12 protein-coding genes are annotated in these 13215 nt (G+C 74.7%); all 12 read left to right on the top strand.

Annotation, left to right across the window (positions count from 1 at the left end; genetic code table 11):
• Positions 1-213: 213 nt before the first annotated feature.
• The gene (locus C8054_RS09380) at positions 214-1356 is read left to right on the top strand and encodes a sensor histidine kinase (protein ID WP_107156351.1); all 1143 of its coding nucleotides are present in this window, start codon (positions 214-216) and stop codon (positions 1354-1356) included.
• Positions 1344-1982 carry a response regulator transcription factor gene (locus C8054_RS09375; RefSeq protein WP_233219555.1) on the top strand — a complete coding sequence of 213 codons (639 nt, stop codon included), beginning with the start codon at positions 1344-1346 and terminating at the stop codon, positions 1980-1982. The genes C8054_RS09380 and C8054_RS09375 overlap by 13 nt, the downstream gene beginning before the upstream one ends.
• A gap of 338 nt (positions 1983-2320) precedes the next feature.
• A complete protein-coding gene (locus tag C8054_RS09370; protein ID WP_199199658.1) occupies positions 2321-3643 on the top strand; it encodes an aspartate aminotransferase family protein in 1323 nt (440 codons plus the stop codon).
• The gene (locus tag C8054_RS09365) at positions 3637-4680 is read left to right on the top strand and encodes an NAD(P)-dependent oxidoreductase (protein WP_107156349.1); all 1044 of its coding nucleotides are present in this window, start codon (positions 3637-3639) and stop codon (positions 4678-4680) included. The genes C8054_RS09370 and C8054_RS09365 overlap by 7 nt, the downstream gene beginning before the upstream one ends.
• Positions 4681-4691: 11 nt before the next feature.
• Positions 4692-5654 carry a UbiA prenyltransferase family protein gene (locus C8054_RS09360; protein ID WP_199199642.1) on the top strand — a complete coding sequence of 321 codons (963 nt, stop codon included), beginning with the start codon at positions 4692-4694 and terminating at the stop codon, positions 5652-5654.
• A gap of 47 nt (positions 5655-5701) precedes the next feature.
• Positions 5702-6733, top strand: a complete 1032-nt coding sequence (locus tag C8054_RS09355; RefSeq protein ID WP_107156348.1) for a glycosyltransferase family 2 protein — start codon at positions 5702-5704, stop codon at positions 6731-6733.
• Positions 6730-7980 (top strand): endonuclease/exonuclease/phosphatase family protein, encoded by a 1251-nt coding sequence (locus tag C8054_RS09350; RefSeq protein WP_107156347.1) that lies wholly within the window; start codon positions 6730-6732, stop codon positions 7978-7980. The genes C8054_RS09355 and C8054_RS09350 overlap by 4 nt, the downstream gene beginning before the upstream one ends.
• The gene (locus C8054_RS09345) at positions 7977-8993 is read left to right on the top strand and encodes a glycosyltransferase family 2 protein (protein WP_107156346.1); all 1017 of its coding nucleotides are present in this window, start codon (positions 7977-7979) and stop codon (positions 8991-8993) included. Before C8054_RS09350 ends, C8054_RS09345 begins: the two co-directional genes overlap by 4 nt.
• Position 8994: 1 nt before the next feature.
• Entirely contained in the window at positions 8995-10017 is a 1023-nt protein-coding gene (locus C8054_RS09340) for a glycosyltransferase family 2 protein (protein ID WP_233219554.1), read from the top strand.
• Positions 10014-11120, top strand: a complete 1107-nt coding sequence (locus C8054_RS09335) for an endonuclease/exonuclease/phosphatase family protein (RefSeq protein WP_107156345.1) — start codon at positions 10014-10016, stop codon at positions 11118-11120. The genes C8054_RS09340 and C8054_RS09335 overlap by 4 nt, the downstream gene beginning before the upstream one ends.
• Positions 11117-12103 carry a lysylphosphatidylglycerol synthase domain-containing protein gene (locus C8054_RS09330; protein WP_158273829.1) on the top strand — a complete coding sequence of 329 codons (987 nt, stop codon included), beginning with the start codon at positions 11117-11119 and terminating at the stop codon, positions 12101-12103. The genes C8054_RS09335 and C8054_RS09330 overlap by 4 nt, the downstream gene beginning before the upstream one ends.
• Positions 12100-13110, top strand: a complete 1011-nt coding sequence (locus C8054_RS09325) for a class I SAM-dependent methyltransferase (protein ID WP_107156343.1) — start codon at positions 12100-12102, stop codon at positions 13108-13110. The genes C8054_RS09330 and C8054_RS09325 overlap by 4 nt, the downstream gene beginning before the upstream one ends.
• The last annotated feature ends 105 nt before the right edge of the window (positions 13111-13215 follow it).

Below are 13215 nucleotides of genomic sequence, written 5' to 3'. Positions count from 1 at the left end.
ATCCTGCGCCCCGCGCGGCGGGGAAGGGCACGGGAACGCTCCCGGCGGGATCGGCTCGCGGTGACGGACGTCAAGTGGCGGAAGCGGTCGCTCCCCGCACCGGCCGGTCGATCCGGGCCGCCGAACGGCCGTGACCATCCCGCACAGTGATGACCATCGTTGAGCACGACTGCCAGAATGACCGGCGTGTCATTGCGCGGTCACTCTGCGACCATGACCGATGTCACGGGGGAGGGCCGAGCCAACCGGTTCATGCTGGTCCTGCTGGCGCTGCATCGGATCACCTGTCTGGCTCCGGCGGTCGTCACCTGCGCCTACGGCGCGTACCGCAGCGCCTGGGCCAACCTCGGCCTGCTGGTCGCGGCGACGGCCTGGAACGCGGTGCTGTTCGGGGTGGCCCGGCGGCGGGGCTGGTTCCCGACGGCGCTGGTGCACCTGGACGTCCTGCTGGCCGGCACGGTGCTGGTGGCGGTCACCGCGAACCTGACGACCGACGTCGGGGCCCCGAACTGGGGCAACCTGCTGGTCCAGGCGAGCGGCTCGCTGGTGGGGGCGGCGCTGACCCGGCCCTGGGCCGTCGCGGGCGACCTGCTGGTGCTGGTGCTCATCCAGTCACTGGTGATCGTCGCCGTCGGCCCGGGCCCCTCCGTGCCGGCGCTCGTCCACGCGGTCAACGGCGTGGCCTGCTTCGCGCTGGTCGCCGGTTTCGCGGTGCGCTACCTGCGGCGTACCGGACGCAACCTGGACCGGACCAACGCGCAACGGTTGGCGGCCGAGGCCGACGCCGCCGCGGACCACGCCCGCTTCGTCACCCGGCTCGCCCACCACCGGACGCTGCACGACACGGTGCTGACCACACTGACGCTCATCGCCCGCGGCGTGGCCGACCCGGGCCGGCCCGAGGTACGCCGGCGCTGCGCCCGCGACGCGGAGGTGGTCCGCGGGCTGCTCGGTGACGGCTCCGACGTGGAGTTCGGCACGCTCGGCGAGGCGCTGCGGGACGTGGTGAGCGAGGCGTCCCTGCTCGGCCTGCGGGTCCGGTACCAGGGGGCGACCGTGCCCGCGGACGTCCCGCCCCAGGTGGTGGCCGCGTTGCGCGCGGCGGCGCGGGAGGCCTTGAACAACGTGGTCAAGCATGCCGGCGTGGAGCACGCCTGGCTGACCGTGACCGTGGAGGGCCGACTGCTGCGGGTGACGGTGGTCGACCGTGGGCGCGGCTTCCGTCCGGAGGAGGCGCCCCCGGGTTTCGGCTTCCGGCACTCGATCGTCGACCGGGTGGCCGAGGTGGGCGGCCGGGCCCGGGTCTCCAGTGAGCCGGGGGCCGGGACGTGCGTGGAGCTGACGTGGGCGGGCTGATCCGGGTGGCGGCCGTCGACGACGACCGGATGCTGCTGGAGGGCCTGGGCGCGTGGCTGGCGGGCGTCGGCGACCTGCGGCTGGTCCGCACGGCGGCCACGGTGGAGGGCCTGCTGCGGACGTTGACCGAGCCGATCGACGTGGTCCTGCTGGATCTGGTGCTGCGTGACGGCAGCGACGCGGCGGAGAACGTGCGGCGGCTGGTGACGTCCGGCCGCCGGGTGCTGGTGCTCAGCGTCTGGGCCCGCCCCGACCAGGTGGTGGCGACGTTCGCCGCCGGGTGCAGCGGATACGTGACGAAGGACCACGACCTGGGGGCACTGGCCGCCGCGGTCCGGGACGTGGCGGCGGGGCGACCCGCGTTCTCGTCGGAACTGGCGTTCGCCTGCCTGGGCGACGCCCGGCCGACCCGCCCCCGGCTGTCCCCCCGCGAGCGCGGGGTGCTGCTCGCGTACGCCTCCGGGATGACCCTCACGGCCACCGCCCGGCACCTGGGCATCAAGCCGGAGACCGCCCGCACCTACCTGGACCGGGTCAAGGCCAAGTACCACGACCTCGGTCGGCCCAGCCGCACGAAGCTCGACCTCGCCGACCGGGTTCGTGAGGACCGTCTCCAGGCCGGCTGAGACCGCCCCCGGCACCCCACGAACCGCCCGCCAGCCGTCCTCGCGGACGCCGCTGTCCCCCGCCCGGGGGACAGCGGGGAGGTCGGTCCGTCCCCCGAACATCCGGCATGACGAGATCGACACACGTCGCTAGCTTGGGATCGCACAGCGTCGCCGCACCGTCACCCGGGGGTTCGGGGGGACCGGTCCCGTCGGCGCTGACACTCCCCCCACCGGTCGTTGCGAGGAAAGGCCACCGCATGCCCCACCTGATCGGTATCGACGAGGCGGAACAGCTCGGCACGAAGCAGGTGCACCAGCTGTACCGCGACCATGTCAGTCGCAGCCAGGTCTCCCTGATGACGACGTTCGGCTTCGGCCGGGAACTGGTGGACCACGCCGAGGGGGTGTGGATCCACCTCCGGGACGGCCGCCGGGTGCTGGACTTCTCCGGCGGCGTCGGCGTGCTGAACCACGGGCACAACCATCCGCGGATCCTGGCCGCCCGGCGACGCTTCGCCGAGGCCCGGCGAATGGAGGTGCACAAGGCGTTCTTCTCGCCGTACACGGCGGCGCTGAGCCACAACCTGGCCGCCCTGCTCCCCGGCGACCTCTCCGTCTCGTACTTCCCGAACTCGGGCGCGGAGGCGAACGAGGGCGCGGTGAAGATGGCCTACAAGTACCACGGCGGGCGGCGCAACACGGTGCTGCGCGCCGACATCAGCTTCCACGGCAAGACCCTCGGCGCGGGCAGTCTCACCGGCTCGTCGGAGAACGCGTTCCGCTTCCCCGGCCTGCCCGGCATCGTCGTCTACCCGTACGGCGACCTGACCGCCGTCCACGCGGCCGTCGACGCGGCACGCGCCCCGGACGGCGGCTGCGACGTGTACGCCATCCTGGTCGAACCGTTCAGCGCCTCCACGATGCGCCGGTGGAGCGACGACGACCTGCTGGCCCTGCAACGGCTCTGCCGCGAGCGGGACATCATCATGATCTTCGACGAGGTCTACACCGGGTGGGGCAAGACCGGCAGCCTCTTCAACTTCATGCGGTGCGAGGGGCTGCTGCCGGACATCCTCACCTACTCCAAGTCGCTCGGCGGCGGCAAGGCCTCGATCGCCGGCTACACGGCCCGCGAGCCGGTGTTCCGCCGCGCCTACGACCGGCTGACCGACGTCATCCTGCACAGCACCACCTACTACGGCTTCGGCGAGGAGACCGCCACCGCCCTGGAGGCCGTCGCGGTGGTGGTCGACGACGACTACCCCGCCCGGGCCCGGATGCTGGGGGCCGTGCTGCAACCCGGCCTCGAGCGGATCGCCAAGGCGTACCCCGAGGTGGTCGGCCGGGTCGACGGCGCCGGCGCGCTGTGGGGCGTCTTCCTCGGCGGTGGGCCCGGCCTGCTCGACCTGGCCGGCCGGCTGATGCCCGGCTTCACCCACGACCCGCAGTTCCGCACCAAGCTCATCACCCTGTCGGTGATCGCGCACCTGTTCCGCGAGCACGGGATCATGACCTACTACAGCCCCAACGCCGACAACCCGCTGATGGTCGCGCCGAGCCTGGTGGCCACCGGCGAGGACGTGGAGCACTTCCTCACCGCCCTGGACGCGACGCTGTCCCGGGGGCTGCCCCGGCTGCTGACCGCCTTCGTCCGGGAGCGGGTGACGTCGCGATGGTGACCAGCGGCCACGTCGTGGTGACCGGGGCCAGCGGGATGCTCGGCTCGCACCTGGTCCGCCGGCTGCTCGCCGAGGGACACCGGGTGCACGGGGTGGACCTGCTGCCCGCCGCGCACACCCATCCGGAGCTGGCCCACAGCCAGGGCGACGTCCGCGACGCCGCGCTGCTGGCGCGGGTGTTCGCCGACGCGTCCGCCGTTGTGCACTGCGCCGCCGCGCTGCCCAGCTACCCGGCCGAGATGATCCGGTCGATCATCGTGGACGGCACGCACGCGGTGCTCGGCGCCGCCCGCCGGGTGCAGGTCCCCCGGGTCGTGCACATCTCCTCCACCGCCGTCTACGGCCTGCCCCGGCTGGTGCCCACACCCGAGGACCACCCGCGGGAGCCGGTCGACCCGTACACCCGGGCGAAGGTCGAGGCGGAACTGCTCGTGGAACGGTTCCGCGCGGACGGGCTCTGCGTGCCGGTGCTACGACCCAAGACGTTCCTCGGGCCGGGACGGATGGGCCTGTTCGCGATGCTCTTCGAATGGGCCGAGGAGGGCCGGAACTTCCCGGTCCTCGGTCGCGGCGACGTCCGGGTGCAGATGTTCGCCGTCGAGGACCTCGTCGACGCCGTGCTGACCGTGCTGGCCGCCCCGGAAGACGTCGCCGGGGACACGTACAACCTGGGCGCCGCCGACTTCGGCACGCTGCGCGAGGACTTCCAGGCGGTGCTCGACGCCGCCGGGCACGGCCGGCGGGTGGTCGGGCTGCCGGCCGCGCCGACGCTCGCGGCGCTGCGGGCGTTGGAGCGCAGCGGCCTCTCCCCGGTGTACGGGCGGCTGCTGTACAAACTGCGCGCGGACTCCTACGTGAGCATCGACAAGGCCCGCGACCGGCTCGGCTTCACGCCCCGCCTCGCCAACCGGGACGCGATCCTCGCCACCTACCGGTGGTGGCGGGCGAACCGGGGCGCGACGGCGACCGGGGCCGGTCGGACCAGCCGGGAACCCTGGCGACAGGGTGCCCTCTCCCTCGCGAAGATCTTCTTCTAGGGCGCCGGCCGATGCCTCTCCTCGACTCCGCTCCCGCCGCCGTGCCGGCCGTGGAGCCGCCCGCCACCCGCCGTCACCGACTGGTCGTCGACCTGGTCCGCCTGATCCGACCGGGCCACTGGGTGAAGAGCCTGCTGGTCGTCCCGCTCCCCCTGCTGGACCCGCTGTCCTGGCACCTGGCCGGGCTGACCCGGCTGGGCTGGTCCGTCGTCGCGTTCGTGCTCGCCGCCTCGGCCGTGTACGTGGGCAACGACGTGGTCGACCGGCACCGGGACGGGCTCCACCCGGTGAAACGGCACCGTCCGGTGGCCTCCGGCCGGGTGCCGGTGCCGCTGGCGTACGCCTGCGCCGTCGTGCTCCTGCTCGGCCTCGCGCTGCTGCTGGCCGCCGGCCCGGTCGGACCGGCCTGGCCGGTGCTGACGTACCTCGTGCTCAACGTCTGGTACAGCCGGGGCCTGAAACACGTTCCGCTGGTCGAGGCCGGGGTGGTCGCCACCGGGTTCGTGCTGCGCGCCGTGCAGGGCTACCTGGCCGTCGGCACGGACGCGTCGGCCTGGCTGCTGGTCACCGTGTTCGCCGGCTGCCTGCTGCTGATCGTCGGCAAGCGCCGTCAGGAACTGCTGGACGCGGGGGTGGCCCATCGGCCCGCCCTGCGCGGCTGGTCGGTGGAACTGGCCGGGCACCTGCTCCAGCTCAACGGGCTCCTGGCGGTCACCGCCGGGCTGGTCTGGCTGGGCACCGAAGCGCCGTTCGGGCGGTACGGGGACGCCGCGATGCTGCTGTCCACCCCGTTCGTCCTCTACCTGATGGCGCGGTACCTGCAACTGGCGCTGGTCCGGCGGGCCGGCGGCGACCCGGTCCGGCTGCTGTCGCGGGACCGGGCGGTGCTCGCCGCCGCCGTGCTCTGGGCGGCCTGCCTGGGCGCGCTCTACGCCGCCATCCGGTTCCCGGCGCTCGTCGCCGCCCTGTCCTGAAGCCGCGCCCCGCCCAGCCCTCGTCCGCGCCCTCGTCAAGGAGAGCCATGACCGCGCACACCCCGACGGTCTCCGTCGTCGTCCCCAACTACAACCACGCCGACTCGCTGCCGCTGACGCTGCCGGCGCTGCTGGCGCAGACCCATCCCGCCACCGAGATCATCTTCGTGGACGACCGGAGCACCGACGACTCGGTGGCGGTGGCCGAGTCGCTCGGCGTGCCGGTGGTCCACACGCCGCACAACGGCGGCCCCGCCCTGGCCCGCAACATCGGCGCCGCCCGGGCCCGCGGCGACGTCCTGCTCTTCGTCGACTCCGACGTGGAACTGCCGCCGGACACGGTGGCCCGGGCGGTGCGGCTGCTCGCCGCCGACCCGAAGGCCGGCGCGATCTGCGGCATCCTCGACGAGGTCCCGCTGGTCCGGGACAGCCTCGTCCAGGAGTGCCGGTGCCTCCAGGCGCACTGGTGGCGGATCAGCTCGCTGGGCGACGTCAGCTTCCTGTTCACCGCCATCTGCGCCATGCCGGCCCGGGTGTTCGCCGAGATCGGCCCGTTCCACGAAGGGCTGCGCCAGACCGAGGAGGTCGAGTACGGCGAGCGGCTCACCGGCCGGTACCCGATCCGGCTCACCGACGCGCTGCACGGCCGGCACCGCGACGACGACCGGCTCGGACCGATGCTGCGCAAGGTGTTCCACCGCAGCCGGCTGCGGATGCCGCTGTACGCGAACCGGCGTCGTGCCGCGCAGGGCTTCGAGACCGCGTCGCGGATGTGGGCCGCCGTCAGCGCGCTGCTCGGCACGCTCGCGCTGCCGTTGCCACTGCTGGCCGGCGCGCTCGGGGCGCTGCCGTCAGTGGCAGCCCTCCTGCTCTTCCTGGCGTGCGACGCCGGCATGTACCGGTTCGTCGCCCGCCGGCGCGGACCGGCGTTGCTCGTCGCGTTCGTCGGGGTGCAGTGGCTGATCAACCTGGCGATCGCCGCCGGCGCCGCCGCCGGCGCGGCGCAGTGGCTCTGCTCCCGCTCCTTCCGCCGCCTCTACGAGGGCGGCCCACGCCCCACCGCGCAGGTGCCCGCATGAGCGAACGCACCGAGCGCAGCGAGGGCCATGAGCGCATGCCCGACCGGCACAGCATGAGCGAACGCACCGAGCGCAGCGAGGGCCATGAGCGCATGCCCAGCCAGCACCGCATGAGTCTCCTTGTCCAAGCCGACGGTCCGGCGACGGCGGCGGGCCGGCCCCGGCGGTGGTGTGCGGTCACCCGGCTGCTCTGGGCGGCGGCCTTCGGCTGGGCGGTGTTCACCGGCCTGCACCGCGCGTTGAGCGGGCGCTGGTGGTTCTGGCTGCTGCCGGACCTGGTGCCGCCGGCGGCGTACCTGCTGGTGCCGGTGGCGCTGGCGGCGGCCGTGCCGGCGGCCCGGGCGCTGCGCCGGCCGATGCCCGCCCGGGCGGCGACGGTGGTGCTGGCGGCGGCGGCCACCGCGCTGGCGATCGGCCTGCCCGACGCCGGCCTCAACCGGTACGCGTGGGCGTCCCGTCCCGCCCCGCCGTCGGGCGCGCTGACGGTGCTGGCCTGGAACACCGGCTACTGGGACCAGCACGACGATCCGGAGGCGTTCCTGCGGTTCCTGGTCGACCGGCGGGCCGACGTGTACCTGTTGCAGGAGCACCTCTACTGGGACGACGCGGCCGGGCTGGCCGGGGCCCGACCCGCCCCCGACCCGGAGCGGCTGCGTCGGGCGTTCCCCGGCTACACCGTCGTCGCCCGCGGCGAGCTGCTCACCCTGTCCCGGTTCCCGGTGGTGGCCCGGCCGGCGGTCGGTCCCGACGCGGGCCTCGCGGCCGACCCGGGCGCCGACTTCGGGCGGGTCTTCGCCGCCGCCAAGGTGCTCCGCGCCGACCTGCTGGTGGGCGGCCGGGTGCTGTCCACGTACAACGTGCACCTGCCGGTGCAGGTGAACCTCGCGCCGAGGCGGTTCCTGGGCTACGTGCGGGAACGTGACCGGGCCCGGCGGGCGCAACTCGCCGGGCTGCGGGCCGACCTCGCCGCCAACCCCGGGCCGGTGCTGGTCGCCGGCGACTTCAACACCACGGCGGCGATGGGCGACCTGCGACCGTTGCGGGACCGGCTGCGCGACGCCGCGGACGCCAACGCCGACGTGTACCCGGCGAGCTGGCCCGCCGGTCGGCTGCCGGCGGCCTGGCGGCTGGACTGGACGCTGACCTCCCGGACGGTACGCGTGCTCCGGTACACGTTGGACGACCCGCGCGGGTTGTCCGACCACCGCGCCCAGACCGCCGTGGTGACGCTCGGGGAGGGGTCGTGAGACGTACGCCGACCGTCTCGGTCGTGATCCCGGTCTGGAACGCCGCGAAGACGCTGCGCCACTGCCTGGACGCGGTGGCGGCGCAGACCCACCCGCCGGTGGAGGTGCTCGTCGTCGACGACGGCAGCACCGACGGGTCGGCGGCGGTGGCCGCGGCGGCCGGTGTGCGGGTGCTGGTGCAGCCGGTCAACGGCGGGGTCTCCGCGGCCCGCAACGCCGGGGTGGCGGCCAGTCGTGGCGAGGTGGTCTTCTTCGTCGACTCCGACGTCGCGCTGGCCCCGGACGCGATCGCCAACGCGCTGGCGGTGCTCGCCGCCGACCCGGGCTGCGGCTGCGTCTACGGCGTCTACGCCCCGGAGCCGCTGATCGACGACGGGCCGGTCGAGCGGTACCGGGTGCTGCACCTGCACTCCGCGCTGACCCGGGCGGTCGGCCTGGTCGACACCGCCGTCTTCGCGCTCGCCGCGGTGCCCCGCGCCGTGCTGCGCGACCTCGGTCCGTTCGACGAGAACCTGCGCAGCGCCGAGGACGACGAGTACAGCGAGCGGCTGCTGACCCGGTACCGGATCCGGCTCACCGACACCGTCGTCGGTCGGCACGACGAGGCGGACCGGCTGCTGCCGCTGCTGGCCGAGCAGTACCGGCGGGCCCAACTGCTCCGCTGGTCGCTGCGCAACCGCTACCGCCGGCGCGGCCTGGCGCTCAACCGCAGCCTCGGTGTGCTGGCCGCCGGGCTGACCGTGCTCACCCTGCCGGCGGCGCTGCTCGGCCCGTACTCCGCCGGCGTGCCGGTGCTCTGCCTGGCGGTCTTCGCCGCCGCCGATCCGCCGCTGGTGGGGGCGCTGCGCCGGGGCGGCGGGGCGTTCCTGGTCCGTGCCCTCGGCATCCACCTGCTGGTGAACGTCGCGCTGATCAGCGGTGCCGCGGTCGGCCTGGTCCGGTCCCTGGTGGACCCGTCGTTCGGCCCGTCGTCGCGTGCCGCCCTCCGTCCCCTCGACTCGAAAGGTTGGTGAGGTGGTGGCCGTTCCCGCGCCCCTCGTCTCGGTCATCGTGCCCAACTACAACTACGCCCGCACGTTGCGGCTCTGCCTGGCGGCGCTGCGCCGACAGACCCACCGGCCGGTGGAGGTGATCGTGGTCGACGACGGCAGCACCGACGACTCGGTGGCGGTCGCCGGGTCCTTCCCCGAGGTGCGGGTGCTGCGTACGCCGGTCAACAGCGGGCCCTCGGTGGCGCGCAACCTCGGCGCGGAGGCCGCCACCGGGGAGGTGCTGATGTTCGTCGACTCGGACGTGGCGCTGGCCCCGGACGCGGTGGCCGCCGCGGTGGCGATCCTGCGCGACGAGCCCGGCGTCGGCGCGGTCTGCGGCAACTACGACACCGTCCCGTTGATCGACGGCACCTTCACCAAGGACTACCGCAACCTGTACCGGCACTGGTACTTCCGCGTCGCCGAGGGCAGCATCACCGGTTTCCTGTCGACCGCGATCCTGGCCGTGCCGACCAGGGTCTGGGCGCAGGTGGGCCCGTTCAACCCCCGGCTGACCCAGAGCGAGGGCGCGGACGTCAGCGAACGGCTCACCGACCGGTACGAGGTGCGGATGACCAGCCGGGTCATCGGCCGGCACGACGACGACGCGACGCTGCGGATCGCGCTGGGCAAGGTGTTCACCCGGACCCGCGTGCACATCCCGTTCTTCCTGCACCGGCGGCGGGTGGTGGGGGTGGTGACCTCCGCCGAGTCCGGCACCGGGCTGGCGTCCTGGCTGGCCGCCGCCACCACGCCGCTGCCGCTGCTGGCCGGCCCGGGGTGGGCCGTGGTGCCGCTGCTGCTGCTGGCGCTCTGGCTGCTCAGCGACGCCCGGATGTACCGCTACGTGCGCGCCGTCCGGGGCCTGGGCTACACGCTGCGCTTCGCCGGCCTGCACCTGCTCGTCAGCCTCACCATCGGGGTGGGCGTGGCGGTGGGGCTGGTGCAGTGGCTGGTCTCCCGCCGCTTCCGCCGCCTCTACGAGCAGCCGGCGGTGGTCGCGTGACCGCCGTGCGGACGCCACCGCGCACCGAACCGGCGACCGGCCGGGCGGGCCGGGTCGGCCGGCGACCCGGCGCCCGCGCCGGCGCGGTGCTCACCGGCCTGGGCGCGGCGTGGCTGCTCCTGGTGGTGGCGCACCGGCTGCTCAGCGGCCGGTGGTGGCTGTGGCTGGCGCCGGAGCTGATCCCGCCGCTGGCGTTCGTCGCCGTACCGGTGCTGCTGCTCGGGTCGGTGCCGCTGGCCGGCCGGTTCCGGGCCCGGCTGGCGCTGCTCGCGGTGACCGGGCTGCTGCTCGGCGCGGACCTGGCCGGGCTGAACCCGGCCGTGTGGCGCACCCCGCCGCCGGCGCCGGCGGACGCGCTGCGCCTGGTCTCCTGGAACACGACGGTGTGGAACGCCACCGACGACCCCGACGCGTTCTACGCCTCGCTGACCACCCGGCACGCCGACGTCTACCTCCTCCAGGAGTACAAACCCGACGACGACCCGGTCCGCCGCGACGCCGACCTGGCCCGGCTGCGCCGCGAGTTCCCCGGCTACCAGGTGGTGCTACGCGGGGAACTGGTCACCGTGACCCGGTTCCCGGTCGTCGCGACGACCGCGTTGCCGGCCGACCCGCCGCCCGGCGCGGACTGGCGCACCGACTACTGGGAGGTCAAGTCGCTCCGCACCGACCTGCGGGTGGGCGGCCGCACGGTGTCGGTCTACAACACCCACATCCTGGTGCCGCTGGACCTGAGCAGCCCGCTGCGCGAGCTGTTCTACGACCGCCGGCACGAGTTCTTCCAGCGGCGGGAGACGCAGTACCGGGCGCTCGCCGCCGACCTGGACCGCAACCCGAACCCGGTGCTGGTCGCCGGCGATCTCAACACCAGCCCGGCCATGGGCGACCTGGCCCGGCTCCGCGACCGGCTCACCGACGCGGCCCGGGCCAGCGGGTCGGCGTACCCGACGTCGTGGACGATCGCCGGCCGGCGCTGGTGGCGGCTGGACTGGACGTTCGTCTCCCCCGGATGGACCGTGCACCGGTACCGGCTGCGCGACGCCCGCGGCATGTCCGACCACCGGTTGCAGGACGTCGTGCTCTCCCTCGGCGGGTCCCGGTGAGCCGGGCGCGGGTGTGGGCCGCGCTGCGCGTGGTCGGGTACGCCGCCGTGCTGGCCTTCCTCGGCTGGCAGGTGTGGCGGGTACGCCACGGGATGGCGGACAGCCTGCGGACGGTCGGCTGGGGCGCGGCGCTGACCGCCGGGGTCCTCGCCGCGGTCGGCGGGGTGCCCGGCTTCGTCGGCTGGCGGGTCCTGCTGGCCGGGCTGGGCACGAAACTGTCGCTGCGCGACGCCACCCGGGTCTACTTCCTCGCCGGGCTGACCCGCTACCTGCCGGGCGGGGTGTGGCCGACGGTGGCGCACGCCGCGATGGCCCGGCCGCTGCGCCAGCCACCGGCCCGGCTCGCCGCCGCGTTCCTCGCCAGCCAGGGACTCGCGGCGGTGTCCGGGGTGCTCGTCGGCGTCCTCGCGCTGCCCTGGCTGGTCGGGCAGAGCCGCTGGTGGTGGCTGCTGCTGCCGGCCTGCGTGGCCGCCGTCGCGCCGGTGCTCGCCCCGGGCCTGCTGGGCCGGCTGCTGGCCGCCGCCGCGCGGCTGCTGCGCCGGGGCGACACCGGGCCGCTGCTGCCCGGCCGCCCGACGCTGCTGGGCGCCACCGGGCTGATGGTGCTCGGCTGGCTGATCAGCGGCCTGCACGTCACCGTGCTGGCGGTCGCCCTCGGCGCCGCGCCGGGCCCGGCGCTGCCGCTGGGCGTCGGCGGTTTCGCGCTCTCCGTGGTCGCCGGGCTCTGCGCCGTGGTGCTGCCGACCGGACTCGGCGTACGCGAGGTCGCGCTCGCGCTCACCGTCGCCACCCTGGTCGGCGGCCCGGACCTGGTGACCCTAGTCGCGTTGAGCCGGGTGCTGCTGACCGTCGGCGACATCGGCTCGACAGTCGTCGTGCTGGCCCTGCTGGCCGTCACCGGCCGCCGTCCGGGCGGTCCGCCGCACGCCGCCACCTCGTCCCGTCCCGCCCCTGCCGACCGTTTCGAAGGAGTCTCCTCATGACCGCCACCGACCTGCCGTCCGCGGCGTCCCCCGGCACCGGCGGCGGGCTGCGCGGCGGTGTCCGCCGGCTGCGCAGCGCCGTGCGTACCGCCTCCGGGGTGGAGGTGCTCTCCGCCCTGCCGTTCCTCGCCGGCCCGCTGGCGCGGCTGGAGCGCCGCCCCCTGCTGCACGGGCTGGTGCTCTCCGCGTTCGGGCTGCGCCGGCCGATCTTCGTGGACTTCCCGGTGAGCCCGGAGCCGCGCTTCGGCTACGGCCGACCCGACCACCCGGGCATCTCCGAGCTGCTCGACCGGCGGCGGGACGCGTACGCCGACACGCTCCGGCGGTTCCTCGGTCACGCCGACCGGCTCACCGCCGTCCCGCTGCACGGCGACCTCGACTCGGGCGAGCCGTACTGGCGCAACGGCTGGCTGCCGCCGCTGGACGCGCTGGCGCTCTACGGTTTCCTGGTCGAGCACGAACCGGCGCGGTACGTCGAGATCGGCTCCGGCAACTCGACGAAGTTCGCCCGCCGGGCGGTCCGCGACCACGGTCTGCGGACCCGGATCACCTCGATCGACCCGGCGCCCCGGGCCAGCGTCGACGTGCTCTGCGACGACGTGGTCCGCGCGCCGCTGGAGCGGGCCGACCTGAGCCTCTTCGACGAGTTGGACGCCGGTGACGTGGTCTTCTTCGACGGGTCGCACCGCAGCTTCATGGGCTCCGACGTGACGGTCTTCTTCTTCGAGGTGCTGCCCCGGCTGCGGCCCGGCGTGCTGGTGCAGGTGCACGACATCATGCTGCCCCGCGACTACCCGCCGCAGTGGCGTCACCGGCACTACAACGAGCAGTATCTGCTGGCCGCGTTCCTGCTGGCCGCGCCGGAGCGCTGGGAGATCGAGCTGCCCAACGCGTTCGTGGCCGGCGACCCGCAACTGCGCGAGGTCGCGGCCCCGCTGTGGCGGCGTCTCGGGCTGACCGAGCAGTTCCTGCCCGCGTCGTTCTGGCTGCGTCCGCGAGCGGACTGAGCGGCCGGGTCGCGGGCGGACTGAGCGGCCGGGTCGCGGGCGGCGGTGTCCGGCGTCGGCCCGTGTCGCGCTGACACCGTGCCCGGCCGGCGGGAGGATGGGGGG

The sequence above is a fragment of the Micromonospora sp. RP3T genome (assembly GCF_003027925.1).
Lineage (GTDB): Bacteria > Actinomycetota > Actinomycetes > Mycobacteriales > Micromonosporaceae > Micromonospora.
The sequence above is the reverse complement of the archived record's forward strand: the minus strand, read 5'-3'. Positions and strand labels throughout refer to the sequence as shown.